24 protein-coding genes are annotated in these 25406 nt (G+C 62.2%); 13 read left to right on the top strand and 11 right to left on the bottom strand.

Annotated elements, in window-relative coordinates; translation table 11 throughout:
• Positions 1-15 precede the first annotated feature (15 nt).
• Genes QTL56_RS10550 through QTL56_RS10535 form a run of 4 tightly spaced genes read left to right on the top strand, consistent with a single transcriptional unit; the run spans position 16 to position 5430 of the window.
• A complete protein-coding gene (locus QTL56_RS10550) occupies positions 16-1947 on the top strand; it encodes a beta-N-acetylhexosaminidase (RefSeq protein WP_245135786.1) in 1932 nt (643 codons plus the stop codon).
• A gap of 13 nt (positions 1948-1960) precedes the next feature.
• Positions 1961-3400, top strand: a complete 1440-nt coding sequence (locus QTL56_RS10545) for a M81 family metallopeptidase (protein ID WP_245135788.1) — start codon at positions 1961-1963, stop codon at positions 3398-3400.
• 59 nt (positions 3401-3459) lie between these two features.
• Positions 3460-4671: an MFS transporter gene (locus tag QTL56_RS10540; RefSeq protein ID WP_245135790.1), complete on the top strand. Its 1212-nt coding sequence runs from the start codon at positions 3460-3462 to the stop codon at positions 4669-4671.
• A gap of 12 nt (positions 4672-4683) precedes the next feature.
• Positions 4684-5430, top strand: coding sequence for a copper homeostasis protein CutC (locus QTL56_RS10535; protein WP_245135792.1), 747 nt, complete (start codon positions 4684-4686; stop codon positions 5428-5430).
• A gap of 3 nt (positions 5431-5433) precedes the next feature.
• On the opposite strand, the gene QTL56_RS10530 is transcribed toward QTL56_RS10535, so the two are convergent.
• Positions 5434-7431, bottom strand: a complete 1998-nt coding sequence (locus QTL56_RS10530) for a putative bifunctional diguanylate cyclase/phosphodiesterase (protein ID WP_245135794.1) — start codon at positions 7429-7431, stop codon at positions 5434-5436.
• A 187-nt stretch (positions 7432-7618) separates the two neighbouring features.
• On the opposite strand from QTL56_RS10530, the gene QTL56_RS10525 reads away from it, so the two are divergent.
• Positions 7619-8215: a DUF922 domain-containing Zn-dependent protease gene (locus QTL56_RS10525; protein WP_306424866.1), complete on the top strand. Its 597-nt coding sequence runs from the start codon at positions 7619-7621 to the stop codon at positions 8213-8215.
• Between the two features lie 35 nt (positions 8216-8250).
• On the opposite strand, the gene pcaF is transcribed toward QTL56_RS10525, so the two are convergent.
• From pcaF to QTL56_RS10510, 3 genes are read right to left on the bottom strand one after another with little or no spacing between them, the layout of a single operon-like run.
• Positions 8251-9456, bottom strand: coding sequence for a 3-oxoadipyl-CoA thiolase (gene pcaF, locus QTL56_RS10520; protein ID WP_245135797.1), 1206 nt, complete (start codon positions 9454-9456; stop codon positions 8251-8253).
• A gap of 9 nt (positions 9457-9465) precedes the next feature.
• Positions 9466-10167 carry a 3-oxoacid CoA-transferase subunit B gene (locus QTL56_RS10515; protein WP_245135799.1) on the bottom strand — a complete coding sequence of 234 codons (702 nt, stop codon included), beginning with the start codon at positions 10165-10167 and terminating at the stop codon, positions 9466-9468.
• Positions 10164-10871 carry a 3-oxoacid CoA-transferase subunit A gene (locus tag QTL56_RS10510; protein ID WP_245135800.1) on the bottom strand — a complete coding sequence of 236 codons (708 nt, stop codon included), beginning with the start codon at positions 10869-10871 and terminating at the stop codon, positions 10164-10166. Before QTL56_RS10510 ends, QTL56_RS10515 begins: the two co-directional genes overlap by 4 nt.
• 133 nt (positions 10872-11004) lie before the next feature.
• Here QTL56_RS10510 and QTL56_RS10505 point away from each other — a divergent pair, with 133 nt between their 5' ends.
• On the top strand, positions 11005-11766 hold the full coding sequence (locus QTL56_RS10505; protein ID WP_245135801.1) for an IclR family transcriptional regulator domain-containing protein: 762 nt from the start codon (positions 11005-11007) through the stop codon (positions 11764-11766).
• A 3-nt stretch (positions 11767-11769) separates the two neighbouring features.
• Here QTL56_RS10505 and pcaQ read toward each other — a convergent pair whose 3' ends face one another.
• A complete protein-coding gene (gene pcaQ, locus QTL56_RS10500; protein WP_245135802.1) occupies positions 11770-12693 on the bottom strand; it encodes a pca operon transcription factor PcaQ in 924 nt (307 codons plus the stop codon).
• A 97-nt stretch (positions 12694-12790) separates the two neighbouring features.
• Between pcaQ and pcaD the strand changes: the two genes are divergently transcribed.
• The 5 genes from pcaD to QTL56_RS10475 are packed head-to-tail and all read left to right on the top strand — an operon-like array spanning position 12791 to position 16437.
• Positions 12791-13600 (top strand): 3-oxoadipate enol-lactonase, encoded by an 810-nt coding sequence (pcaD, locus tag QTL56_RS10495; RefSeq protein WP_245135804.1) that lies wholly within the window; start codon positions 12791-12793, stop codon positions 13598-13600.
• Entirely contained in the window at positions 13593-14012 is a 420-nt protein-coding gene (gene pcaC, locus QTL56_RS10490) for a 4-carboxymuconolactone decarboxylase (RefSeq protein ID WP_245135806.1), read from the top strand. The genes pcaD and pcaC overlap by 8 nt, the downstream gene beginning before the upstream one ends.
• Positions 14005-14754: a protocatechuate 3,4-dioxygenase subunit beta gene (gene pcaH / locus QTL56_RS10485; protein WP_229574757.1), complete on the top strand. Its 750-nt coding sequence runs from the start codon at positions 14005-14007 to the stop codon at positions 14752-14754. The genes pcaC and pcaH overlap by 8 nt, the downstream gene beginning before the upstream one ends.
• The gene (gene pcaG / locus QTL56_RS10480) at positions 14754-15368 is read left to right on the top strand and encodes a protocatechuate 3,4-dioxygenase subunit alpha (protein WP_245135810.1); all 615 of its coding nucleotides are present in this window, start codon (positions 14754-14756) and stop codon (positions 15366-15368) included. Before pcaH ends, pcaG begins: the two co-directional genes overlap by 1 nt.
• A 19-nt stretch (positions 15369-15387) precedes the next feature.
• Positions 15388-16437: a 3-carboxy-cis,cis-muconate cycloisomerase gene (locus QTL56_RS10475; RefSeq protein ID WP_245135811.1), complete on the top strand. Its 1050-nt coding sequence runs from the start codon at positions 15388-15390 to the stop codon at positions 16435-16437.
• Here the strand turns inward: QTL56_RS10475 and QTL56_RS10470 are convergent, their stop codons facing one another.
• The 5 genes from QTL56_RS10470 to QTL56_RS10450 all read right to left on the bottom strand — a co-directional run bounded on the left by QTL56_RS10470 (position 16438) and on the right by QTL56_RS10450 (position 19735).
• Complete coding sequence (locus tag QTL56_RS10470) at positions 16438-16632, bottom strand: zf-HC2 domain-containing protein (protein ID WP_245135813.1); 195 nt, start codon at positions 16630-16632, stop codon at positions 16438-16440.
• Positions 16629-17264, bottom strand: a complete 636-nt coding sequence (locus tag QTL56_RS10465; RefSeq protein WP_289393565.1) for a sigma-70 family RNA polymerase sigma factor — start codon at positions 17262-17264, stop codon at positions 16629-16631. Before QTL56_RS10465 ends, QTL56_RS10470 begins: the two co-directional genes overlap by 4 nt.
• Positions 17265-17370: 106 nt before the next feature.
• Positions 17371-17802 carry a DUF3429 domain-containing protein gene (locus QTL56_RS10460; RefSeq protein ID WP_245135815.1) on the bottom strand — a complete coding sequence of 144 codons (432 nt, stop codon included), beginning with the start codon at positions 17800-17802 and terminating at the stop codon, positions 17371-17373.
• A 2-nt stretch (positions 17803-17804) separates the two neighbouring features.
• Positions 17805-18794, bottom strand: coding sequence for an NAD(P)/FAD-dependent oxidoreductase (locus QTL56_RS10455; RefSeq protein WP_245135816.1), 990 nt, complete (start codon positions 18792-18794; stop codon positions 17805-17807).
• A gap of 35 nt (positions 18795-18829) precedes the next feature.
• Positions 18830-19735, bottom strand: a complete 906-nt coding sequence (locus tag QTL56_RS10450) for a LysR family transcriptional regulator (RefSeq protein WP_229574750.1) — start codon at positions 19733-19735, stop codon at positions 18830-18832.
• A 133-nt stretch (positions 19736-19868) separates the two neighbouring features.
• On the opposite strand from QTL56_RS10450, the gene QTL56_RS10445 reads away from it, so the two are divergent.
• Positions 19869-21443 (top strand): proton-conducting transporter transmembrane domain-containing protein, encoded by a 1575-nt coding sequence (locus QTL56_RS10445; protein WP_245136621.1) that lies wholly within the window; start codon positions 19869-19871, stop codon positions 21441-21443.
• A gap of 4 nt (positions 21444-21447) precedes the next feature.
• On the top strand, positions 21448-23862 hold the full coding sequence (locus QTL56_RS10440) for a YbcC family protein (RefSeq protein WP_289393564.1): 2415 nt from the start codon (positions 21448-21450) through the stop codon (positions 23860-23862).
• Positions 23863-24000: 138 nt separating this feature from the next.
• On the opposite strand, the gene QTL56_RS10435 is transcribed toward QTL56_RS10440, so the two are convergent.
• A complete protein-coding gene (locus QTL56_RS10435; RefSeq protein ID WP_245135818.1) occupies positions 24001-25257 on the bottom strand; it encodes an ABC transporter substrate-binding protein in 1257 nt (418 codons plus the stop codon).
• Between the last annotated feature and the right edge of the window lie 149 nt (positions 25258-25406).

The following is a 25406-nucleotide window of genomic DNA, read 5'->3' as shown; positions in this document are numbered from 1 at the left end:
CCGGAGCATTCCCCCATGGCAAACGAAGTTCAGTTCCGTCTCGAAAATGCGTGGCATCCGGTGGAGGGCGACGACTGCGGCGCCTTCGTCTTCACGCTGGTCAATCTCTCCGATGTCGCGCTTGCCGATTTCAAGCTGGCCTACACCTCACTCACCCGCTTGAAAGACGTGCAAGAGCCGATCCTGGAGAATGCCGTTTTTCTGAAGCGCAATGCCAATTTCCACCAGTTTGCGCCACCTGCTGGCTTCGTGCTGCAGCCGGGAGCCTCCTGGACTTTCCGCGTCGGCGGTCTGTGGCGGCCGGCCAAACACCGGACGGACGGGGCAAAATCCGCCTACATCACTCTTTCCACCGGCCAGCATACGGCCGTTGCGGTGGCCGACCTGATGCTTGGCGGCGGTGACAGCGCGCCACCGCCGGCCCTCCTGCCTAAGGGTAAAGTCTCCCAGCCTTTCGCCATGCTGCCCTGGCCGGCGTCGGCCGAACTGGTGCCGGGCGAAGGTTTCCCTGTCGCGCTCTATCCTACCGAAGGTGCCTCGCTGGTTGAGTTGCGCGCCGTCGAAAACGTGTTGCGTCTGTTCTGCCGTCTCTTTGCCGTCGGCCATGCGCCGCTGTCGCTGGCGCCGGTTCATCAGGGGCGGGCAATTACCCTCAAGTCGGACGAGGCCCTTGGTGTCTCCGCCTATAGGCTGGACTTTGCGGGTGACGGCATCACGCTCGCCTATGGTGATGTCGCCGGCCTGCAATATGCGCTGACACTGCTTGCCCAGATGCTGCATGGAGCCCGCACGCAGCCGGATACCTTCCGCTTCCCGGCTTCCGGCGTCGTTGCGGACAAGCCGCGCTACGGCTGGCGCGGTTGCCATCTCGATGTCTCCCGCCAGTTCTTCCCCGTTGCCGACGTCAAGCGGCTCATCGACATCCTCGCCTGGTTCCGGATGAACACCTTCCACTGGCATCTGTCCGACGACGAAGCCTGGCGTCTCGAAATCAAGGCCTTCCCGCAGTTGACAACGCTTGGCGTTTTGCGCGGACCCGACGAGCCGCTCTTGCCGCAGCTTGGCAACGGGGCCGAACCGGTCGGCGGCTTCTATGCGCAGGACGAGGTGCGCGATATCGTTGCCCATGCAGCAGCCCTGCAGGTCGAGGTGGTGCCGGAGATCGACGTTCCCGGCCACAGCACGGCCATGCTTGTTGCCCTGCCGGAGCTCGTCGATGGCCAGGAAGCGCCCGACAGCTATCGCTCGGTTCAGGGCTATCCGAACAATGCGCTGAACCCGGCGATCGAATACACCTACGAGGTGCTGGGCAAGGTTTTCGACGAAATGGTCGAGTTGTTCCCCTCGATGCTTATCCATATCGGCGGCGACGAGGTGGCGGCCAATACCTGGATGGCATCGCCACTCGCCAAGAAACTGATGGAGCAGGAGGGTATCGAGGGGACCTTCGGGCTACAGAGCTATTTCATGAAGCGGATCCAGAAGATGCTGGCCGAGCGCGGCCGCAAGCTCGCCGGCTGGGACGAAGTCAGTCATGGCGGCGGTGTCGATCCCAAGGGGACAGTGCTAATGGCCTGGCAGAAGCCGGAGGTCGGGCTGGAACTGGCAGAACAGGGCTACGACGTCGTCATGACGCCGGGCCAGGCTTACTATCTCGACATGGTGCAGGACGAGGCGTTTCAGGAGCCGGGTGCGAGCTGGGCCGGCACCGTGCCGCCGAAGCACACCTACGCCTATGAGGCGGTCGCCGAGTTTCCAACCGAGCTTGCGGCCCGCATGCGGGGTGTCCAGGCCTGCATCTGGTGCGAACACTTCCTGACCCGCGACTACTTCAACCACCTCGTCTTCCCGCGGCTTCCAGCCATTGCCGAGGCGGCCTGGACGCCGAAGGAAAACAAGGACTGGCTGCGATTTGCCGCCACCGTCCGTTTGAGCCCCCGCTACTGAGGATCCCAGTCCCATGACATTCCGCATTGCCGTTGGCGGTATCCATACCGAATGCTCGACCTCCTCTCCCGTCCTGATGCAGCCGGAGGATTTCCGTGTGCTGCGCGGGCCGGATCTGCTGGCGCATGAGTATTTCGACTTCCTCGATGCCGAGGATGTCGAGCACCTTCCGCTTTTGCATGCTCGTGCCGTTCCCGGTGGGCCTCTGGCGCGCGCCACTTACGAGGGGTTCAAGGCGGAATTTCTGGAGCAGCTGAAGGCCACACTGCCGATCGACGGGCTCTATCTCGCCATGCATGGCGCGATGAATGTGGAAGGCATGGATGATGCCGAGGGCGACTGGATTTCGGCGGCGCGCGCCGTTGTCGGTCCGGACGTGCCGGTGGCGGCAAGCTATGACCTGCATGGCAACGTCACCCAGAAGATCGTCGATCAGCTGGACATCTTCGCCGGTTATCGCACGGCGCCGCATATCGATGTGCGGGAGACCATGGTGCGGGCCTGGTCGATGCTGGTCCGCACGTTGCGCACGGGCGAAAAACCCGGTGTCGCCTGGGCGCCGGTGCCGGTTCTCCTGCCCGGCGAGCGGACCTCGACCGAGGACGAGCCGGCCAGGAGCCTCTATCTGAAGTTGCCTGAGCATGATGCAGTCCCTGGTATCTGGGACGCCAATCTGATGGTGGGTTATGTCTGGGCCGACGAACCGCGCGGCACGGCCTGTGCCGTGGTCACGGCGGTCGACAAGGCTGCGGCTGAGAAGGTCGCGGCTGCCATCGCGCAGTCATACTGGGATGCGCGCGAGGATTTCCGTTTCGGTCCCGTGACCGGCCCGCTGGCGGAGATGCTCGATATTGCCGAAAGCACCGAGACACGGCCGATAATCCTCGCCGACTCCGGCGATAACCCGACCGGGGGTGGCGTCGGCGATCGGGCGGATGTGCTGAAGGCGCTTCTGACGCGGTCAATCGATAACGTCCTGATTGCCGGTATTACGGATCGACCTGCCATCGAACGCTGTTTTACAGCCGGCGTCGGTTCGCGGGTCACGCTCATGGTCGGCGGGTCTCTGGACCCGGCTAGCGGCCCTGTCGAAGTGGAGGCAACTGTCGTCTTTCTCGACGATCCCGGCTCCGCTGCCGATCAGCAGGCGGTCGTGCGGATCGGAGACATCACGCTGGTGCTTGCCGCGCGGCGTCGGCCCTATCACAACATCGCGGATTTCACCCGGCTTGGCCTCGATCCGACCAAGGTGCGGCTGCTGGTGGTGAAGTCAGGCTATCTGTCGCCGGAGCTTTCGCCGGTCGCCAATCCGAACCTGATGGCGCTGACGGACGGCGTGATCAACCAGGATATCGAGAACCTGCCCAGCCATCGCCGACATCAGCCGAGCTATCCCTTCGTCAAGGATTTCGGCTATACGGCAAAGGTCTTTTTCTCGACGCGATTCCCTTGAGACCATGATCACCGTGCCGTCCTTCCGGCGGCACGAACTCCAGACCGATAGTTCCCTTCATGTTGTCCTCCTTTTCGGTGGTCTATCGCCACAAGCCGATCCGGGTCAGTGCGGCCGCAATCTTCTTCTTCGGCTTCTCCGGCGCCGCGACGTCGCCCTACATGTCGCTCATCGGCATCCGGGAACTCGGACTGTCGGACGCCGTCTATTCTGTGCTGATCTTCCTGGCTGCCGTGGTGAATGTTTCGGCCAGCGTCACTGCCGGCATTGTTGCGGATCGGCTCGGACATTTCCGGTCGCCGATGATCCTGGCCGCCGTCTTCGGCATCGTCGGTTTCGGGCTGGTTTATGTGGTCCCGACGCCGGTGATGTTTGCGATCGCGACGCTGGTCCTGATCCCGGTCTTCGGCACGATCAATTCGCTCATCTTCGCCAATATCCGTGCGGTTTCCACCGGCATGGCGGTGCGCGAACTGATGGCGGTGAATTCTGCCGTCCGGGCCATTCTCTCTGCCTCCTGGGTACTGGTACCCGGAATCGTCGGTGCTCTTCTGATCGGTCAGCCGAGCATGCTGCCGGCCTTTCTGCTCGCGAGCCTCGCTTCTGCCGTCTGCCTCCTGCTCTTCGTCTTCGGGCTTGATCGTCAAAAGCCCGTGCAGGAGGGAGAGCGGCAGCACTATTCCTTCTTCCGTTCCATCCGCCAGATCGGCTCGGCAAGCGTCCTGCCTCGGCTTCTGGCGATTTCGCTGATCTCGGCCATGCTGCATGCCAATGGCACCGTCCTGCCGCTGATCGTTGCCGGCAAGGCGGGTGGAACACCAGCTGATGTCGGCGTTATCGTCGGGATCGTCGCCTTTCTCGAGATCATCTTCATCCTCTTCTGGGGATGGGTCGAAGCGCGAACCTCCATCCTCTTCGCAATGGTCACCGCAGCACTCATCTATTGCAGCTATCTCGTCTTCCTCGGTCTCGCCGACCGTCCGGTCGATGTCTATCTGCTCACGGTGGTTGCAGGGCTTGGCGCCGCCGGTATCATTGCAATCCCGATCACCTATCTGCAGAACCTGATCGCCGACCGCGCCGGTCTCGGCAGTTCGCTGATTGCGGTCAACATCTTCCTGAGCGGCGGTATGGCCTCGCTGATGTTTGCGCTGGGCACCAGCATCAGCGACTATGCGGGTACGGCGATCATAGCCTCGATTGCCGGTCTTGTCGGGGTCTGCCTGCTCTGGCTGCTTGACGGGAAGTCACGGAAAAAAGCACAGGGTTGAGGGATCGATTTCATGACGTCCCAGGAAAAAGCTTCAGCTCCTCTACTCGAAGTCTGCGTCGATGATATCGCAGGCCTTCAGGCGGCCGTCTCCGGTGGCGCGGATCGCATCGAACTCTGCTCTGCGCTCGGTTCGGGTGGACTCACACCGTCTCGCGGCTTCATGGCCGCTGCTGCGCAGGTGCCGATCCCCGTCTTTGCCCTGATCCGTCCGCGCGCCGGCGGGTTCGTCTATTCCGAGGCGGAGGTGGCGGTGATGGAGGCCGATATTGCGGCCGCTCGTGACGCCGGACTGGCCGGTGTCGTGATAGGGGCCACGACTGCCGACGGCGCCCTCGATCAACAGGTGAACCGGAAGCTCGTCGACGCAGCGGTGGGCCTGGACCTCACCCTGCATCGGGCGATCGATGTCGTCTCGGATATGGAGCGCGCCCTCGATCTCGCCATCAGCCTGGGCTTCTCACGTGTTCTGACGTCTGGGGGCGCGCGTCACGCGGAAGAAGGGATCGACATCATCGCGCGGTTGGTCAAGCGCAGTGCAGGCAGGATCTCGATCATGCCGGGCGGTGGCGTACGACCGGAAAATGCGGCACGCCTTCTGGCGATCCCCGGAGTAACCGAGCTGCATGCCTCCTGCAGCGGGGCGTATGTCGGCGCTGGGCGGCTCGTCGAACTCGGTTTCTTGAGCGAGATGCCGCGGCGAACGGATGCCGCGATCGTGCGGCAGCTCAAGGCGCAAATCAATGTGCGGGCGAGCTGAAGCTTACGAGGCCCGTGCCTGCCGTTGCGCCAACAGTAGCTTCATGGCCTCAGCGGCGACCATCGGCTTCCCGAAGTAATAGCCCTGAACCGCTCGGACGCCGAGATTTTCGAGGATGCGCAGTTCCTCTTCTGTCTCTACACCCTCGACGATCGCTTCCAGTTCCATCTCGGCACAGAGCGCCAGCACCGATTTGACGATGTTGAAGCTGGTCCTGCGGGTGTGGATGTTGCGAACGAAACTGCCATCGATCTTGATCTTGGTGAGCGGCAGCTTGTGTACATGGTTCAAGCTGGAATAACCGGTGCCGAAATCGTCGAGCGAGATGCCGGCGCCCAGTTCACGCAGCATCTGGATCGAGGCGCTCGCCTGTTCGAAGTCGTGCATGACCGCAGTTTCAGTGATCTCGAAATTGATCCGGCGCGGGTCGAAGCCGCTTTTCAGCACGATTGAGACAATCTTCAAGGTGTTTTCCGGCGAGCTGAGATCGTGAGCCGAAAGGTTGAACGAGAGGTAGACGTCGTCCGGCCACAGGCAGGACACTTCGAGTGCGCGTTCGAGCAGAAGGCGGGTGATCAGCGTGATGCGCCCGTTATGCTCGGCGACCGGGATGAATTCGGCCGGCGAGACCTGACCGATACGCGGGCTTTCCCACCGGGCAAGGGCTTCGAAACCAATGCTGACGTGGCTGTCGACGCAGGTGATCGGCTGGAAAACGAGCGAGAGTTCCTGCTCCAGATCGGCAGCGACCAGTGCTTCCTCAACAATCTTCTGGCGGTTCAGTTCGTTCGCCTGAACGGCGTTGAAGATAACCGTCCCGGCGCGGTGGTGCCGCTTTGCGGTATAGAGCGCGTAGTCGGCGAGTTCGTAGATCTCCTGACCGGTCTGGCCGACATCGGGATAAAGCGCAAAGCCGACCGAGCCGGTGACCTGGACCATGCCGCTGCCGATGTTGATGCGTTCGGCGATCAGTTCGCAAACCTTTTCACCGAGCGCCATGGCATCGGCTTCTTCAACATCCCCCTGGAGCAGGAGGCCGAATTCGTCGCCGCCGAGGCGATAGACGGAGAGGCGCTGGTCCGCGAGCGTGGACAGCCGGTTGCTGATCTCTATCAGCACCTTGTCGCCTGCCGAGTGGCCATAGAGATCATTGACCGGCTTGAAGCCGTCGAGATCGATGACGCCGACCGCGAGCTTGCCACTGGCGGCACTCGCTCGGCTGAAGGTCGTCTCCAGCATCTGGAAGAAGCTACGGCGGTTGGCGAGCAGGGTCAGACTGTCAAGATTGGCGAGGCGCAGGTTTTCATCCGAGAGTGCCTGCATGGCCTTGTTCTGCTCCTGCAGCGCCTGCTGCTGCAGCATCAGGACGTTGCGAGACTCGTGCAATTGGCGGAAATCGCGATAGTGCGAGACAAGGATCATGATCATCGCCATCGTCACGAGGATCACGTTGACGCCTGTCGCGATGAAGGTGGGCTCGCCACTCAGGCACATGACCACGAAAAAGGGCAAGTTGACCGTCACCGTAACGATCAGGGCGGCCGAGCGCAGGTGCATCAGACAGAAGATGCAGCCGATGACCGTGATCGCCATGAAGAAGGCGACATGAGCCTGCTGATGGGCGTCGCCATAAGGTATGAGCGAAATCGACCAGGCAGTGCAGAAGACGGCGATCGGGAGAGACAGGAGGTTTGTGGCCCGGAGCTGGCGATAGGCCTGTTGCGGCGTGCGCTGGAGATTGCGGCCACGCAGCCAGATCAGCGATCGGAGTGCAAAAAGCGTGGTGAGAATGGCGGGCAAATAAACGACCAGGTAATCCGGCGCTGAACCAAGGTGGGTCCAGGAGAGCGAGATCATGTTCGTCGCGAGGATGAAATAAAGAAGCGGTACCTGTTTGGAGAAGGCCTCGAACTGAGCTGCGGTCAGCGCCGGATTGCCATTGGGAACCTTGAGCAGGTCCACCCATCCCGCTGCACGGCTCAGGAAAGCATGCTTCGTCACCTTTTTTTCCACGCCTTTGTACTCTCCCCGTCTCTCCTGTCCGGTTTCATATATATGAGGATCAGTTAAATTTGCGGAAACTGCGGTCCATCGAAATACGGCGAGGCGGTTGTCGAGGTTGCAGTTGGTCATTGCGGTCGGGCATGGCCACCGGTATCAGGTTCATGATCTTGGGAGCCTTCTGTCCGTGACCACTGTCTTTCGCCTGCTTAACGGCCTTCTTGTCTCAATGGTTGCAGCGTTTCCCGCTGCCGGCCAGGAGTGGCGGGCCACAGAAAAGGTCGCTCACTACCCGGTGAACGGAACAACGCCGATGGCCCTGTATCAGTCGGTCGGCGAGCGGGGGCCTAAGCTCAGCCTCGGGCGGGTGATCGCCCATACGACGTTCAAGCTGACCTGGCAGCGCGACTATCAGCAGCAGGGGGCGGCTTGCGTGCTCGCAACGGCGAAACCCAAGCTTGTCGTCACCTACACCCTGCCGAAGCCCGCACAGAAGCTTCCGTCGGATGTGGCGGCGAAGTGGGACGCATTTTACGAGGGTATCGTCGCGCACGAGAAGCTGCATGGTGAATTCATGCGGGATCTGACGCAGCAGATTCAGGATGTGTCGATCGGCCTTCGCCACGAAAACGACCCGGGCTGCCAGAAAGTGCGTGCAGCGCTGCAGGCCCAGTTGAAGCCAATCTCGGATGCGCATGTGGCGCGCCACAGCGAATATGATCGGGTGGAAATGTCACCCGGCGGGGCCGTGCATCAGCTCATCCTGGCCTTCCTCAATCCTTGAGCAGACAGGCGCCGGTTTCCCGCCGCCTTCGGATGTCAGACGCGCTCCAGCGCGATTGCAATGCCCTGGCCGACGCCGATGCACATGGTGGAAAGCGCGTAGCGCCTGCCAGTTTCCTTTAGCTCCAATGCTGCCGTTCCCGCGATCCGGGCACCCGACATGCCGAGCGGGTGGCCGAGCGCGATCGCGCCGCCATTGCGGTTGACGCGCGGATCGTTGCTGGCGATACCGAGGTCACGGAGTGTCGCTATGCCTTGGGACGCAAAGGCTTCGTTCAGCTCGATGACGTCGATCTGCTCCTGTGTCAGGCCGAGACGGGCGAGCAGCTTCCTGGAGGCCGGGGCCGGACCAAAGCCCATGATGCGCGGCGGAACGCCTGCGGTTGCACCACCCAGAATGCGGGCGATCGGGGTGAGGCCATATTTCTTCACTGCAGCTTCCGAGGCGATGATCAGCGCGGCGGCTCCGTCGTTGACGCCCGAGGCATTGCCTGCGGTGACAGTGGCCCCTTCTCGTCTGTTGATCGGCTTCAGCTTGGCCAGCGCCTCGATCGAGGTCGCGCGCGGATGCTCGTCGCGGTCGATGATCACAGGATCGCCCTTGCGCTGGGGCACGGTGACGGGCGTGATTTCCTTGGCCAATCTGCCATTGGCTTGCGCTTCTGCCGCCTTGGCCTGGCTGTCCACGGCAAAGGCGTCCTGATCCTCACGCGAGACCTCGAAGTCGATGGCGACATTGTCGCCCGTCTCGGGCATGGAATCCACACCGTACTGCTTCTTCATCTGCGGGTTGATGAAACGCCAGCCGATCGTGGTGTCGTAGATCTCGGCATTGCGGGAGAAGGCGGTCTCGGCTTTCGGCATGACGAAAGGTGCCCGGCTCATGCTCTCGACGCCGCCGGCGATCATCAGCTCTGCCTCGCCCGACTTGATCGCGCGGGCAGCCGTGATCACGGCATCCATGCCGGAGCCGCACAGCCGGTTGATCGTGGTGCCTGTCACCGAGACTGGCAGACCGGCAAGCAAGGCTGACATGCGGGCGACATTGCGGTTGTCCTCGCCTGCCTGGTTGGCGCAGCCGTATATCACGTCTTCTACTGCCTCCCAGTCGATGCCGGGATGACGCTCCATCAGCGCTTTCAGCGGTACGGCGCCCAGATCATCGGCGCGCACCGAGGAGAGAGAGCCGCCGAAACGGCCGATGGGCGTGCGGATGTAGTCGCAAATAAAGGCTTCTGACATGGCTTGAACTCACAATTTGGGAACGACGAGGTCAGCGACGGGACCATCTGTGTGCAGCTTGGCACCGGTCATGGCCTGCAACTCGTCCATGCTCATGGCGGCAAGCTTTTCGCGCACGACAAACTTGCCATCGGCAATGTCGATTACGGCATGGCTCGTATAGACGCGGGTGATGCAGCCGACGCCGGTCAGCGGAAACGTGCAGCGCTCGACAAGCTTCGGCTTGCCGTCCTTGGTCACGTGTTCGGTGATGACGACGACCTGCTTTGCACCATGTACGAGGTCCATGGCGCCGCCAACGGCCGGAACCCCCTTGGAACCGACGCGCCAATTGGCGAGGTCACCATTCTCGGCGACCTGGTAGGCGCCGAGGATTGCGACGTCGAGATGGCCGCCGCGAACCATGGCGAAGCTGTCGGCATGGTGGAAGAAGGCGGCTCCCGGCTTTAGCGTGATCGCCTTCTTGCCGGCATTGATCAGGTCCCAGTCCTCTTCTCCTGCGGCCGGTGCTTCGCCGAAGTTCAGCACGCCGTTTTCGGTATGGAAGATCGCTTCGCGGCCCTCAGGCTGGAACTTGGCTACCATTTCCGGGAAGCCGATGCCGAGGTTCACATAGGCGCCGTCGGCGATATCCTGGGCGGCACGCCAGGCGATCTGTGCGTTGGAGAGCTTGATGTCTTCGCGGGTGTCGATTGCGGCTGCGTCGGTCATGCGTAGGCCACTCCGGCTCGGATGAGCTGTTCTTCCTGTTGCGGGTTGGCGACTTCGACGACGCCATCGACAAAGATGCCCGGGGTGATCACCTGCTCGGGATCGATCTCGCCTGGCTTCACGATCTTCGAAACCTGGGCGATCGTCTTGGCGGCTGCCATGCACATCAGCGGATTGAAGTTGCGGCCGGCCATCCGGTAGGTGAGGTTGCCCATGGTGTCGCCGAGATGCGCCTTGACGATGGCGAAGTCGGCCTTCAGCCAGCGTTCCTGCACGTATTCGCGGCCGTCAAACTCCGCGATCACCTTGCCCTCCGCCAGTTCCGTACCGAAGCCGGTCGGCGTGTAGAAGGCCGGAATGCCGGCACCGCCGGCGCGGATGCGTTCGGCCAGCGTGCCTTGCGGCACCAGTTCCAGTTCGATCTCGCCTGCAAGGTAGCGATCGGTAAAGGCGCGGGGATCGGAAGACCGCGGGAAAGAGCAGATCATCTTCTTCACCAGGCCCGCATCGATCATTGCCGCGATGCCGATGCGGCCATTGCCAGCATTGTTGTTGATGACAGTGAGGTTCTTCGGGCCGTTGTCGATGAGGGCGTGAATCAGCTCAATCGGGGCGCCGGAGCCGCCGAAGCCGCCGATCATGACGGTCGCGCCGTCGCGGATCTCGGCCACGGCTTCCACCAGGCTTAAAATTGTCTTGTTCATGGGAACTCCCGTCTCCTCACGCGCGGTGTGCCTCGTAAACCTGTCGCCAAATATGACCTTGAAACCATCGACAGCAAGTGGTTTGTGCGATATTTGATATTTGTTCGATAATCGCACGAAATTGGAGTGACCTATGGCAGCGGGCGAGCGTGACCTGATGGGTGGATTCGCCAAAGGCTTGAGGGTGCTGGAAGCATTCGGCCCTGAGCGCCAGCGGCTCAGCATCACCGAGGCTGCCGAAACCAGTGGTCTTGACCGGGCGACTGCGCGTCGCTGCCTGCTGACGCTCGCGGATCTCGGTTACGCCGACTATGATGGAAAGTTCTTCTCACTGACGCCGAAGATCCTGCGTATCGGCCATTCCTGGCTGTCGGCGACGCCACTGCCTGTGCTGTTGCAGCCGCATCTTGATCAGTTGTCGGAACGCGTCGGCCACAGCGCCTCGGCCTCCATTCTCGACAGCACCGAGATCGTCTATATTGCACGCGCTGCACAGAAGCGCGTCATGTCGATCAACCTGATGCCGGGCTCGCGCCTGCCGGCCTACAGCGCCTCCATGGGGCGCGTGCTGCTGGCCGCGCTATCCGATGCAGAGATCGACGTCATTCTGGCGGCAACCCAGTTCAAGGCACATACGCCGCTTACTCTCATCGAGCCGTCGGCACTCAAGGCAGAGATCGCACGTGTCCGGGAGCGAGGCTATGCCGTCATCGATCAGGAGCTTGAGATTGGGCTCTGTTCAATTGCCGTGCCGGTCCGGAATGATCGCGGTCGTGTTGTGGCTGCCATCAATGTCGGTGCGCCGGCTGCGATCCTGCCAGCAGCCGAATTGCCTGCCCATTGCCTGCCCGCGATGTTGGAGCTTCAAGCGAGGCTGACGCCGCTACTGCCCTGATCGTCAGGCATTGCCCACCTCGGCCGCGGCCTCGCGGATCGTGCGCATCAGGAGCGCCAGCGGCATGGACGGCACCGCATCCGCCCGAACGGTGAGGCCCACCGGCCCCTTTGTCTCGCTTGTGTCGATCGGCAATGCCGCCAGCGTTTTGTCTGCGAGGTCCGTTGCCACGACGCCCGCAGAGATGATCCAGATCGCATCCGTCTGGCGGACATAGGCGCGACCGAAGCTGTCGGAGACCGTCTCGATCTGAGTCGGCAGGCCAGAAATGCCGTTGGCGATCAGGAAGCGCTCGACGAAGGGGCGAATGATCGAGGCCCGCGTCGGCATCAGCACTGGATACTTTTCCAGTTCGCCAAACAGGTCGGAAGCGTCCAGCAGGAGCGGGTGACCGGCGCGCACGCAGAAGATCACCTGTTCCGAATAGAGATGTTCAAAGGAGAAGCCCGCCATCTGCTCGGGCGCGGCCAGCCGTCCGACGACGAGGTCGAGGTCTCCGACCCGCAACTGCTCGAGAAGGACCGCATTTTCACCGGTGACAATCTTGATGCGGGCGGGCACGTCCTCGCGCAGGAACCGGGTCATTGCCTGCGGCATGATGCGGGTCGAGACCGTTGGCAGGGCCCCGACGCGTATCGGTGGCGCATCCGCATGAAGGGCATGCGATACGGAATCGAAGCCTTGGCGGAGCGCGGTCAGGGCCGCACCCGCGTGCTTGAGAAAGGCCTCGCCATAGCGGGTGATCCGGATGCCGCGACCGTCCTTTTCGAACACGGCGACACCCAAGACTTCCTCGAGTTCGCGGATGGTCTTGGTTACGGCAGGCTGACTGACATGCAGGAGTTCCGCCGCCTTCATGACGCTCTTCTGGCGCGCAACCTCGACGAAGGTCTGCAGGTGGCGAAACTTCACTCTGTTGTCGATCATGTGGAAACATAACCCTACGGTTAGGAATAAGATGGAAAACATCATTTTACCTAACCAAACCGCATGAGCAATATGTCGGCAACGGAGGGAGGAACCCGTGCAGTTCGTTCAGATCAACGGCGTCAGCCTGCATCACCAGATCATCGGTGGGCCGGGCAACAAGCCGGTCATCGTCTTCATCAATTCGCTCGGAACCGATTTTCGTATCTGGCGCGACGTGATCGTCCGGCTCGCTGGCAGCCATCCGCTGCTCACCTATGACAAGCGCGGTCACGGCCTGTCGGATGTCGGGCAAGCGCCCTATTCGATCGATGACCATGTCGACGACCTGATCGGCTTGCTCGAACACCTCAATGTTTCTGGCGCCGTCATCTGCGGACTGTCTGTCGGAGGGCTGATCGCCCAGGGCCTCTGTGCGCGGCGTCCGGATCTGGTGAAGGCGCTGATCCTTTGCGATACAGCGCACAAGATCGGGACCGCGGAGATGTGGGCAGTGCGCATCACAGCCATCGAAGAAGGAGGGCTTTCGGGCATCGTCGACAGTGTGATGGAGCGCTGGTTCACATCGTCCTTCCGCGCCAGCGATCCGGCTTACCCGGGCTATCGCAACATGATGCTCCGCCAGCCGGTCGAGGGATATACTGGCACCTGTGCCGCGATCCGGGATGCGAATTTCACCGAGGCCGCAACGAGGATCGCCGTTCCCACACTTTGTGTTGTCGGCGATCAGGACGGGGCGACGCCACCCGATCTCGTGCTGTCGCTCGCCAAGCTCGTGCCGAAGGCGCGCTATGAAGTCATAAAGGATGCCGGCCATCTCCCCTGTGTGGAGCAGCCGGAAATGCTCACAACCATCATAGAGGCCTTCCTCGCGCCCATCATATCAGGAGAGGCAGCCCATGGCTGATGCCCGCAGTTCATCAGATCGCTACCGGCAGGGCATGGCAACGCGTCGCCGCGTGCTGGGCGATGCGCATGTCGATCGCGCGTCCTTGTCGGCCACGTCGTTCGATCAACCCTTTCAGGAGATGATCACCGAGGGAGCCTGGGGGACCGTCTGGTCACGGGCGGGTATCAGTCCCCGCGAGCGCTCGATGATCACCATCGCGCTGCTTGCGGCACTGGGTCATGACGAAGAGGTCGCCATGCATGTCCGAGCCACCGCCAATACCGGGGCCAGCCGGGAAGATGTCACCGAAGCATTGATGCATGTTGCCGTCTATGCCGGCGTTCCCGCGGCAAACAGGGCATTCAAGATCGCCAAGCAGGTGTTTGACATGGTGGATGCCGGCGAGACCGGGGGAGAGGGCCATGACTGATCTTTCGAACAAGAAGCCGGAGACGGGCGCCTTTTTCCCGCGCGACCGGAGTTTGCATCCGCCGGCCTATACCCCGACCTACAAGACCTCCGTTTTGCGCTCGCCGCAAAAGGCGCTTCTGTCGCTGGACGGCACGAAGTCGGAAATCACAGGCCCGGTCTTCGGTCATTCTATGCTGGGCGAACTCGACAACGACCTGATCCATAATTTTGCCAAGCCCGGCGAGAGCGCGATCGGCGAGCGCATCATCGTGCATGGTCGCGTCCTCGACGAACGCGGTCGTCCCGTTGCCGGTGCTCTCATCGAATTCTGGCAGGCCAATGCCGGCGGGCGCTATCGTCACAAGAAGGAAAGCTATCTGGCGCCGCTCGATCCGAATTTTGGTGGTTGCGGCCGCACGATCTCCGACGAGAACGGGTATTATGCCTTCCGCACGATCAAGCCGGGTCCTTATCCCTGGCCGAACGGGGTCAACGACTGGCGCCCGGCGCACATCCATTTCTCCATATTCGGCCATGGTTTTTCGCAGCGCCTGATCACCCAGATGTATTTCGAGGGCGATCCGCTGATCTGGAAATGTCCGATCGTGCTGACGATCCCGGATCGTGCCGCGATCGAACAACTGGTCGCAGCCCTCGACTGGTCGGCGACCATCCCGATGGATGCGCGCGCCTACAAATTCGATATCGTGCTGCGTGGTCGGCGTTCGACCCTGTTCGAAAACCGGATGGAGGGAAATTGATGGTCCAGGATCTCGGTTACCTCAAGGAAAGTGCCTCGCAGACGGCCGGCCCTTACGTTCATATCGGCCTGACGCCAAATTTTGCCGATATCAAGGGTGTCTATCCCGTCGATCTCGGCACCACCATGGTCAATGACAGGACGCGCGGCGAGCGGATCACCGTAACCGGTCGTGTCATCGACGGATCCGGCACGCCGCTCAAGGATGCGTTGATCGAGCTCTGGCAGGCAGATGCCGATGGCCTCTACAACAGTCCCTCGGAAACGCGCGGCAGCGCTGATCCAAACTTTACCGGCTGGGGGCGCTGCCCTTGCGACCTCTCGACCGGCGAGTATCGTTTCGAGACGATCAAGCCAGGTCGGGTGCCTTTCCGCGATGGCCGCCTGATGGCGCCACATATATCTTTCTGGATCGTCGCGCGCGGCATCAATCTCGGCCTCAACACGCGCCTTTATTTTGGCGACGAAGAGGCGGCAAATGGCGAGGATCCGATCCTTGCGCGTATCGAGCACCGCGTGCGCGTGCCCACACTGATTGCGCAGCGCGAGGGATCGACCTATCACTTCGACATCTACCTGCAGGGGGAGAAGGAGACGATCTTCTTCGATATCTGAAAAGGGCACCGGCAACAGCATGACCGCATCCGTCTTCGACCATCCTTTTCTGTCCGGCCTCTTGGGTGATGAGGAAATCGGTGCTCAGTTCTCGGCGGCTGCCGAGCTTTCGGCCATGCTGCGTTTCGAGGTGGCACTGGCCGAGGCGGAGGCAGCGGAAGGCGTTATCCCTGTCGAGGCGGCCGAGGCGATCGCGGCCCTGCCGGAAGCATTTCTTGCCGATCTCGACGCCCTGAAACAGGCGATCGGCCGCGATGGGGTCGTCATCCCGGATCTCGTTCGCCAGTGGCGGGCAATGCTCGCTGAACAGGGCAAGCATCTGCACTTCGGGGCCACAAGCCAGGACGCCATCGATACAGGTCTGATGCTGCGTCTGGGTGCTGTGCTTGCGATCCTCGATCAGCGGCTGACATCCATTATCTCGTCCCTCCAGGGGCTGGAGCAGCGCTTTGGCACCCGGGCCTTGATGGGGCGCACGCGCATGCAGGCGGCAATCCAGATCACGGTTTCAGGTCGCCTGTCGAGCTGGAAAGGGCCGATCGTCGCCCACCAGGCAGCGCTGCAGGGCATGCTGAAAGCCGGCCTGCCGCTTCAGTTCGGGGGTGCCGTCGGCACACTCGACAAGCTCGGTGGCAAGGCGCCGTTTGTCCGAGCCCGGCTCTCCGACCTCCTTCAACTGTCCGATCGGCCGCAATGGCACAGTCAACGGGCGATAATCACCGAGATCGGTGGCTTGTTCTCCCAGGTCACCGGCGTCCTCGGCAAGATCGGTCAAGATCTGGCGCTGATGGCGGATAATGGCACGGCGCTGATCGGCGGCGGCGGGGCGTCCTCAGCCATGCCGCACAAGCGCAATCCGGTGAAGGCGGAAGTTCTGGTAACGCTTGCCCGGTTCAACGCCGTGCAGATCTCGGGTCTGCATCAGTCCCTGGTGCATGAACAGGAACGGTCGGGGGCCGCCTGGACGCTTGAGTGGATGATCCTGCCGCAGATGGCGATCGCCACCGGTGCCGCCACGCGGCTTGGCACCGAGATCCTGCAGTCGATCGAGGAACTCGGCACCCGCTGATTAGGTCTCTCCCGGATCGGAGGCGTCGGTCGCGACGTAGCGGCGGCTTGCCTTGCGCAACACACCGATTTGCCGGACGAAGCCCGAGCAGGCATCGCAACCGACAAGATGCAGGCGCAGGCGGATGGTCTCCGGAATGGACAGGCGCCGGTCAAGTTTGTCCGAGGCAAGTTTGGTCGCCTTGTCGCACATCATGATAATTTCTCCTCCGGCGCGAACCAGTGTCCTTCCAGGCAATTGCGCAGGCGAAGCCGCGCGCGGTGCATCAGGACATGCATGTTGGTGGTGGTGATGCCGACCTCGGCGCAGATCTCGGCTGTGTCCATCTCGACGAATTCGCGCATCATGAAGACGCGGCCTTGGTCGGGCGGCAGATGATCGAGGCAAGTTTCGAAGACCCGCCAGAAATCCTTGCCCAAGAGTTCGACTTCCGGATTGCCCCAGCCACTGGGGCGGTTCTCCGGAGCCCAAGAGCCATTGGCGTCGAAGTAGCGAGGCTCATCCTCATCGGGGAGGTGACCAAGCGGCATGGCGATCATCTGCGATTGCTTGTGCTTGAAGCGGATCTGGTCGGCGATCTTGTTGCGCAGGATGGCGAAGACCCAGGTGCGAAAAGCGGAACGGCCGGCAAAGGCGTCGGCGTTGCGGAGCGCACCGGCCAGCGCTTCCTGCACAGCATCTTCGGCGAAGCCGGGATCCGCAAGCTGGAGGCTTGCGAATTTCAGCATGCGTTGACGGAGTTCCGCCATATACGTCGCATCGGCCAGAAACGGCGCTGCCGCACCGTCTCCGCCGTTCAACTTCTGCTCGCCCGCATTCCCCATCATGATCCCCCGCACATTGGCCGCGCCTGTCAAGATCCGGCGCGCCCCGCAGCACGCCTCCGTTCCTCGCGGAATTCATTGCTATCTTACAGCACTTACCCTGAAAATCTCATGTCAGGATCATGACCACGGCATAAGCGGCGATCACCAGCAGTGTGACATTGCGCCGAAGTGCCAGATACCAGGCGGGCTGGGCGCCTTTTCTGTGAATGCGGAGATCGGCGGCAAGCAGGACCAGAAATACCGTAACATGCAATGCCATCGTGACGGCCGGAGCATGGGCGTAGACCAGCAGGCCGCCGATGGCTGCGAGGGCTGCAATATTGCTGACGATCAGCATGAGCCTCGGATCCTGAGTGCGGATCTGTGCCTGGCTCCAGAGCGTGCCGGCCATGAAACAGGCGATGCCGGTTCCGTAGGCAATGAAGGCCTCAGCGGTAAGTGCTGGATCGCCGCCGAGCACCTGGGCCAGAGCGAGCGCCCAAAAGGGTAGGGCGCCGGCATAGGTGAGAAGTTTCGTGAGCGCCGGATCGCGATACATTGTCAGGCTCCTTGCAGGCGAGTGATCATTCTCGTCGAGAGAGCGGTGGCGCTTTCCACAGCGGCCTCAACCCGGTTGCCGAGGCACCAGTCACCACAGGCTCCAAGGCCGAGGGCTTCATCGAAGAGGAAGGGTTGGCTGGCGGGTTCTTCGACATTGGCGTAGCGCCAGCGATGCAGGTCGAGCCAGGCGGCGTTCGAGAAGTCTAGTCCAAGCAGGCGCTTCAGCGACGCAAGCATCTCCGATTTCACCTCGTCGCGGTCGCGTTCCAGGTTTGCCTCAGCCCAATCGTTGCGGCTGTGGATGGTGAGCGCCAGCTTGTCTCGGCGGCCGGGTTTGCTGTCCTCGACGGCGATCCAGCTCAGGATGTCGTCCTCGATACGGGCGGCGTGGAAGTCGAGGTGCAGGGGCTCGTCGAGACCGATCATCAGGGTGAAGCAACCACTCATCCGGACAATGGCCAAAGCGTCGTGTCCGGAAAATGTCTCGGGCATCAGCCGGATTGTCTGTGGTGCCGGCGCCGTGGAGATGACCGTGTCGAAGCGGCCAAGATCCTGACCTTCGCCGTCGGTCAACGCCCAGCCATGTCCGCACTGCTGAAGCCCTGCAACGGTCGTTTGCTTGCGGATCTCAAGACCGTCAGCCAGTCCGTTCGCAAACCCGCTCATTCCGGGCAAGCCGACATACCGCGGTTCCGGTTGGCGATTGTCGGTCAGCAATCCGCCGGACTTCAGCGTGTGCACCGCCCTTGGCCAGATACCGGCATGGCCCGCCTCAACCGCTGCTTCCGCAACCGCGCGAAAGGCTGGCGAACGTGCGGTGAAATACTGGGCGCCATGGTCGAAAGCAAAACCCTCGCGGCGGCGGTTCGCCATGCGGCCACCGAGGCCTCGGCTCTTCTCGAAAATGGTGACGTTCGCGTATGGGACAAGCGCCTGCGCAAGGGTGATACCAGCGATGCCGGCTCCGATGATGGCTATGGAAGTCTTCACGATGTCCCCTTTTCAAGCGTTTATACGCTCAAACTTTACGTAGATCCGGCATCAGTGGATTTGCCGTCGCCATTCGCTTCGAGCAACGGCCGGATGAGCGGATTGGGGAAACGACGCTTTACGGTCACCGCAAAGAAGGCTTCGATCATACCGGGCAGGGCATCGAACTCCACCAGTGTACCAGCCTCAAGTTCGCCCTTCACGACGATTGGCGGCAAAACGGCAAGGCCCGCGCCTTCGCGTGCCAGAAGACGCATCATCGCCATGTCGTCCACTTCGGCGGCAATCTGTGGCGTGATCCCCAGCCTTGCCACAAGCGCCTCGAACTGCGAGCGCACGCCGCTTTCGAGCGTGGGCAGGATGACGGGATGCTCGCCCAGCAGGTCGGCAAGGTTAGCGCCCGGCTTGCCGTAGGATGGCCTGCCGATGAGACTGACCCGCTGCTGGTAGACATGCTGGGCGATGAAGGGCGTGACGGAATCGGTCATGGGCGCCTGATTCAGGAGGACAATGTCGAGATTGAGCGCTTCGAGCGCGCCGAGCAGTTCGCTGGTGCTGCCGGAGCGCAGGATCATGTCGACATCGGATCGCCCGAGGATTGGCCGCAGGAATTCCATCTGGAAGTTGCGTGACAGGGTCGCGAGCGCCCCAATGCGGATCGCGCGGCGGGTTCTTCCTGTTTCCTTCAGTGTTTCGACTAGCTCTTCGCCGGCCGAAAAGATCGTGTCGGCATGGTCGAGCGCGATGCGGCCGGCTTCCGTGAGATAAAGCTGTCGTCCGCGACGCTCGAAGAGAGCGTGGCCCAGACGCTCCTCCAAGTGCTTGATCTGGATGGAGAGCGCCGATTGCGACAGGTTCAGCCGTTCGGCCGTGCGCGTCAGATTTCCATCATGGGCGACGGCGCGGAAATAGCGGAGGTGGTGATAGTTCAGCTCGGACATTGTTCTATTTTATAGAACGAAATCGGAGAAACAATGAATTTTTCTTGTGATCACGTCGCTGATAACAGGTCCGTGAGATCGCCGTTGCCTCCTCCCAAGCAGCGGTCCAGACCGGAGACGTCAAGTGATCCACATGCTGCCGCTTCTCGCACCGCTCCTGCTTGCCGGTGCCTCGTATTACGCATTCAAAGCGCCGGGGCTTCGCCCGCGCCGGGCGATCCGCGTTGTCGAATTCGCTGCCCTCGGTTCCATGCTCGTCGTTTTTTTGTCCGGCGCCGTCCTCGCTCTGCAGGGTCCGGGCACGAGCCCGGCCCTCGGCTACGGCCCCTTCGCGTTCGCCTCGCGGCTCGACCTTGTCAGCATGGTGATGCTGCTGCTCGTGTCCTTCATCGGATGGGTGGTGCTGCGCTATGCCGGCACCTTCCTCGACGGTGAGGTTCGTCAGGGTCAGTTCACCGGCTGGATGACGGCGACACTTGCCGCCGTCCTTCTGCTCGTCCAGTCCGGCACGCTGTTGCAGCTCGTCGTCGGTTGGGTTGCGACCAGCCTGCTCCTGCATCAGCTCCTGCTCTTCTATCCTGGCAGGATCGCTGCCCAACGCGCCGCGCGCAAAAAGTTCATCGTCTCGCGCACCGGCGACGCCGCCCTGATCGGCGCCGTCATCCTGCTCGCCATCTCCTTCGGCACCGGCGACATTGCGACCATTCTGGCCGCTGCCCGCGAGGGCGAGGGCCTGCCGCTGACGATTGCCGCTGCGGCCCTGCTGGCAATCGCAGCGCTTCTGAAGTCCGCGCAGTTCCCGACCCATGGCTGGCTGACCGAAGTTATGGAAACGCCGACCCCTGTCTCTGCCCTCTTGCATGCCGGTGTCGTCAACGCCGGCGGTTTCCTGCTGATCCGCTTTGCCGATGTCATGCTGCAAGCCCCCGTGGTGCTTGCGGTGCTGGTCATGATCGGTGGCTTCACGGCGCTGTTCGGCAGTCTCGTGATGCTCACCCAGTCGGCGGTGAAGACCTCGCTCGCCTGGTCGACGGTCGCGCAGATGGGCTTCATGATCCTGCAATGTGGTCTGGCACTCTTCCCGATCGCGCTTCTGCACATCGTCGCCCATTCGCTCTACAAGGCGCATGCCTTCCTCGCATCCGGTTCGGCCATCGAGACGGTCGCCTCGATCCGGCGCCCCGGTCCGGTCGCGATCCCCAACGCGAAGGCTGTCGGACGCGCCTTTCTACTGGCGCTGGCCATCTACGCCGTTATCGGTGTGCTCTTCGGCTTTGCGGACAAGACGCCGCAGGCGCTCGCACTCGGAGCGATCCTGATCTTCGGCGTTGCCTATCTGATCGCGCAAGGCTTGGCGGATGCGGCGCCCTGGGCGCTCACCTGGCGGACCTCGCTCTACTCGATCTCAGCGGCCACGGCCTACTTCGCCCTGCAGCGGATCGCCGACAAGCTGATGCTCGACACGCTGCCCGCAACCCCACAGCCAGGGCCGCTCGAATGGACGCTGATGCTGCTGGCCGTCGTCACCTTCGGTGTGGTGGCGGTCGCCCAGTCGCTCTTCCCGCTCTGGGCCTATCATCCGGCAGCGGCGGGCCTCAGGGTGCATCTCGCCAACGGCCTCTACGTCAATGCCCTCTTCGATCGCCTGCTTGGTGGCTGGACGCTTCCACGCACTACCTCCGCAACGCCCGCTTTCGTGAAAGAGTGAACCGATGACCAAGATGACCACAGTCGATACACTGCATGGTGAAGCGCTTGCCCGGGCAGCCAATCAGGCGGTGCGGGCGATCCCGCCGGCCTGGCCGCTGACGGCGACCGTTGCCGTCAACCCCTTCCTCGGCCAGGTCAGCGAAACGCTGGACCACACCGCGGCCCGGCTTGCCCGGATCGGTGGCGTCAGGCTCGCTTTGCCACGCAAGCACTATGCCGACAAGATCGCCAAGGGGGAGATCACCGATGAGGATCTGATCGCTGCCCTCCAGTCGAGCGCGCTCTTCAACCGCATCGACCTGCCGGCGCTCAAGGCGGCCGTTGGCGAAGAACCGCAGCCGGTTATCGCACTGCCGACGATCGCGGATCTTGCCGCGCGGGCCACGGGCAAGGATTGGCCCGGGCTGGTCTCCGAGCGGATCGGGACCTTTGCAGCCGGTTTCTTCGACCAGGGGCAGGCCCTCTGGGCCGCGTCCCGGCGCAACGGGCTCTATGCCGCCTGGCGTGCCTTTGCGACCCATGATCTGACGCCAGAAATCCTGGGGCTGAAGGGCTTCAGCATCCATGTCGATGAAACGCCGGAAACCCCTGACGGGGCGATCGAGCGGGCGGCCGTTTCGCTGGGCCTCGGCGCCGAACCCGGCACCTATTTCCACCAGCTGCTGCTGACCGTCGGCGGCTGGGCGCAGTATGCGCGACACATCCAGTTCAAGGCCGAGATCGAGGGCCGCACGGATACCACGGCGCTCGAGTTGCTGGCGATCCGGCTCGTCTTCGAAGAGGTGCTGTATGCCCGGCACAAGACTGAGATCGAGCGCGAGTGGCAGCAGGTGCGACACAAGCATGTCGAGCCGGTCAGCCCGGATTTCGATACCGTCATTGACGGGTTGCTGCAGGTTGCTGCCGAGCGGGCAGCACAGCGGAAGCTCGCGGCTACGCTCGCCGCACCCTCGACGATCAAGGTTGCCGAGTTGCGGCCTGTGTTGCAGGCTGCCTTTTGCATCGACGTGCGCTCGGAGGTCTTTCGCCGATCGCTCGAAAGCGTTGATCCGGGTGTCAGGACGCTCGGCTTCGCCGGCTTCTTTGGTCTCGGCGCAAGCCACAAAGGCTTTGCCTCCGACGTCTCCGAGCATCGTCTGCCGGTTCTCCTGAAGCCCTCCGTCTTCAGCTGCAGCGCGGTAGATCACGACGGCGATGCCGATCAGCAGGCGCGGTTCAGCGCCCGCGCCACCCGCGCCTGGGGACGGTTCAAGCTGGCCGCCGTTTCCTCCTTCGCCTTTGTCGAAGCGATGGGGCCGGTCTATGCCGGCAAGCTGATCCGCGACGGTCTCGGCCTTCACAAGGGCAAAGGCCCGGATGCCGCCAAGCCTCGCCTTGCGCCCAGCCTTGATCTCGACACGCGTGTCGTCATCGCCGAAACGGTGCTGAAGGCCATGTCGCTGACGGAAGGTTTCGGCCGCTTCGTGCTGATCTCCGGTCATGGGGCGAATGTGGTCAACAACCCCTATGCCAGCGCACTTCACTGCGGCGCCTGCGGCGGTTATGCGGGTGACGTCAACGCGCGTCTGCTGGCTGATCTTCTGAACGACCGCGCCGTGCGGGAGACGCTGGCGATCAACGGAATCACCATCCCGGCCGACACCGTCTTCCTCGGTGGTTTGCATGATACGACAACCGATACCGTGACGCTTTTCGAGGAAGACCTTGAGACCGACATTCAGCCGGAGGATATTGTCCGCATCCGGCAGTGGCTGGCCCAGGCTGGCCACCTGACGCGCGCGGAGCGGGCACGGCGGCTGCCACGGGCGACAGCCGACAGTGTCATCGAGCGCAGTCGGGACTGGTCGGAAGTGCGGCCCGAACTCGGGCTTGCCGGCTGCCGTGCCTTCATCGCCGCACCGCGCACCCGGACGGCTGGTCGATCGCTGGAAGGCCAGGCCTTCCTACACGACTATGTCTGGAAGACGGACGAGGGCTTCAAGATCCTCGAACTCATCCTGACGGCACCCGTCGTCGTCGCGAGCTGGATCAGCCTGCAATATTTCGGCTCCTGCGTCGCGCCGTCGCTCTTCGGGGCCGGCAACAAGCTCCTGCACAATGTCGTCGGTGGCATCGGCGTGGTCGAGGGCAATGGCGGAAATATGCGCGCAGGGCTTCCCTGGCAGTCAGTGCATGACGGCGAGCATTTCGTGCATGAGCCGCTGCGGTTGACGGTCGCCGTCGAGGCGCCGAAAGAGGCGATCACCGACATCCTCAAACGGCATGCCCAGGTGCAGGCGCTGTTCGACAATGGCTGGCTCAGCCTGTTTGCGCTCGACGAACGGGGCCAGATGGCATGGCGTTATACGGGCAGTCTCGCCTGGATGGATATGCGTCAGGATGCGGGGTCTGACATCATCCACAAGGCCGCGAGCTGACAGGCGCCTGTGAAATTGCCTCCGGCGGGCCTCCGGCGGCCGGCCGGAGCCGCTGAGGCCGCGTGCCCCCCCTCTGGACCCACGGACTGCTTTCGGTCGAAGCTGCAGCTTCGCGGAGCTGTCGTTCGAGATCGTTGCTCAGATGCCCGTCAAGATGCCGTTGATCCTGTCGATAATACCGGCGGCCGCGGTCTCGGCGTTGAGCTGGCCATAGGCGAAAGCTTCGAATGTGCTGTCGAAGGCTTCTGCGACGCGCGGATTTTCATTCAGCGGGGAGACGTCGACGCCCGTGCTTTGCATGACAATCTTGTTTGCCTCGATCTGCGCCGGCTCGATCGTGCCCGCACTGGTCAGTACTTCAAGGGCGACTTTGCTGGAGGGCACGCCGCGCGTTGCACCGAGTTTACGGATCGCTTCGGGATCGTTCAGCAAGCAGTTGATAATCTCGGCGGCCGCTTTCGGCTCCTTGCTGCATTTTGATATGGCAAACAACATCGAGGGCTTGCGATAGATGCCTTCCGTGGTTGCGCCATCGACCTTCAGCATTTCGACCGGCACGAGTTGCTGGCCTTCCTGCATCGGGCCGACGATCTTGCTGTATGTGCTGCTCCACTGATATGTTCCGGCAATCTTGCCGCTGGCCCATTCGGGGTTTTCATGCAGCGGCGCGTTGCCTCCGGCAGCCTCGTCCTGCCAGGACTTGACGACGCCCTGTTCGACCATGGATTGATAGAAGTCGAGGCTTTCTGCCAGTTCTTCAACGGTCCAGGCGACCTGCCGGGTGGCCGGGTCGATCAAATCCTTGCCGGTCTTCTGCGTGGTGCGCAGAATGACGATGAGACGCGCGTCGGGGCCGTTTCCTTCGAATGGATAGTAGTCCGGGCCGAGCCTTTGCTTCATGACAGGGGCTGCGGCGAACAAGTCGTCCCAGGTGGTTGGAATGGCAAGGCCAGCCTTGTCATAGGTGGCCTTGTTGAACATGAAGACGCGGCCCGTGATGGACACCGGCAGGCCATTCAGCTTGCCATCGACACTGCCGCTTTTCCGATCGGCCTCCGACCATTGACCGAGGTCGATGACGTCCTTGAACTGGTTGAGATCGGCAAAGCCGTTGCCGCTCTTCGAGAAGATCGGGAGCCAGGGCCAGTTGATCTGCATGATGTCGGCTTCGGTTCGCCCGGCGAGCTGGGTGGCGATTTTCTCCTGATGGCCGGTCCAGCCGGTCATTTCCGGCGCGATCGTGTGGCCGAATTTGTCGCCGCAGAACTTCAACGCTTCCTGCGTGGCGATATGGCGGTCCTCGCTGCCCCACCATGACATGCGCAGATCCGCGGCAGAGGCCGTAGCAAGGCCGTTTGCCGCGACAAATACGGCGGCGATGATCAAGGTTCTCATTCTGCGTCCTCCCGAATTGGAACGATGACGGCTTGCCTGCAATGCACTTCTTCCCTGTTGCTTCCGACGGGGAGTTCCAGCGATGAGGAAAGTCGTCCGGGCCGAGACAAATATAGGGGAGAGGTCCTAGGAAAACGTTGATCCAGTTG

Origin of the sequence: Peteryoungia algae, assembly GCF_030369675.1 — a bacterium.
GTDB lineage: Bacteria > Pseudomonadota > Alphaproteobacteria > Rhizobiales > Rhizobiaceae > Allorhizobium > Allorhizobium algae.
This window is presented reverse-complemented; position numbering and strand designations above follow the sequence as displayed.

Excerpts from the sequence above, each read along its gene's own strand:
- QTL56_RS10550 (WP_245135786.1), top strand. The coding sequence starts at position 16 with ATGGCAAACGAAGTTCAGTTCCGTCTCGAAAATGCGTGGCATCCGGTG.
- QTL56_RS10545 (WP_245135788.1), top strand. The coding sequence starts at position 1,961 with ATGACATTCCGCATTGCCGTTGGCGGTATCCATACCGAATGCTCGACC.
- QTL56_RS10540 (WP_245135790.1), top strand. The coding sequence starts at position 3,460 with ATGTTGTCCTCCTTTTCGGTGGTCTATCGCCACAAGCCGATCCGGGTC.
- QTL56_RS10535 (WP_245135792.1), top strand. The coding sequence starts at position 4,684 with ATGACGTCCCAGGAAAAAGCTTCAGCTCCTCTACTCGAAGTCTGCGTC.
- pcaF (WP_245135797.1), bottom strand. The coding sequence starts at position 9,456 with ATGTCAGAAGCCTTTATTTGCGACTACATCCGCACGCCCATCGGCCGT.
- QTL56_RS10515 (WP_245135799.1), bottom strand. The coding sequence starts at position 10,167 with ATGACCGACGCAGCCGCAATCGACACCCGCGAAGACATCAAGCTCTCC.
- QTL56_RS10510 (WP_245135800.1), bottom strand. The coding sequence starts at position 10,871 with ATGAACAAGACAATTTTAAGCCTGGTGGAAGCCGTGGCCGAGATCCGC.
- QTL56_RS10505 (WP_245135801.1), top strand. The coding sequence starts at position 11,005 with ATGGCAGCGGGCGAGCGTGACCTGATGGGTGGATTCGCCAAAGGCTTG.
- pcaQ (WP_245135802.1), bottom strand. The coding sequence starts at position 12,693 with ATGATCGACAACAGAGTGAAGTTTCGCCACCTGCAGACCTTCGTCGAG.
- pcaC (WP_245135806.1), top strand. The coding sequence starts at position 13,593 with ATGGCTGATGCCCGCAGTTCATCAGATCGCTACCGGCAGGGCATGGCA.
- pcaH (WP_229574757.1), top strand. The coding sequence starts at position 14,005 with ATGACTGATCTTTCGAACAAGAAGCCGGAGACGGGCGCCTTTTTCCCG.
- pcaG (WP_245135810.1), top strand. The coding sequence starts at position 14,754 with ATGGTCCAGGATCTCGGTTACCTCAAGGAAAGTGCCTCGCAGACGGCC.
- QTL56_RS10475 (WP_245135811.1), top strand. The coding sequence starts at position 15,388 with ATGACCGCATCCGTCTTCGACCATCCTTTTCTGTCCGGCCTCTTGGGT.
- QTL56_RS10470 (WP_245135813.1), bottom strand. The coding sequence starts at position 16,632 with ATGATGTGCGACAAGGCGACCAAACTTGCCTCGGACAAACTTGACCGG.
- QTL56_RS10465 (WP_289393565.1), bottom strand. The coding sequence starts at position 17,264 with ATGATGGGGAATGCGGGCGAGCAGAAGTTGAACGGCGGAGACGGTGCG.
- QTL56_RS10460 (WP_245135815.1), bottom strand. The coding sequence starts at position 17,802 with ATGTATCGCGATCCGGCGCTCACGAAACTTCTCACCTATGCCGGCGCC.
- QTL56_RS10450 (WP_229574750.1), bottom strand. The coding sequence starts at position 19,735 with ATGTCCGAGCTGAACTATCACCACCTCCGCTATTTCCGCGCCGTCGCC.
- QTL56_RS10445 (WP_245136621.1), top strand. The coding sequence starts at position 19,869 with ATGCTGCCGCTTCTCGCACCGCTCCTGCTTGCCGGTGCCTCGTATTAC.
- QTL56_RS10440 (WP_289393564.1), top strand. The coding sequence starts at position 21,448 with ATGACCAAGATGACCACAGTCGATACACTGCATGGTGAAGCGCTTGCC.
- QTL56_RS10435 (WP_245135818.1), bottom strand. The coding sequence starts at position 25,257 with ATGAGAACCTTGATCATCGCCGCCGTATTTGTCGCGGCAAACGGCCTT.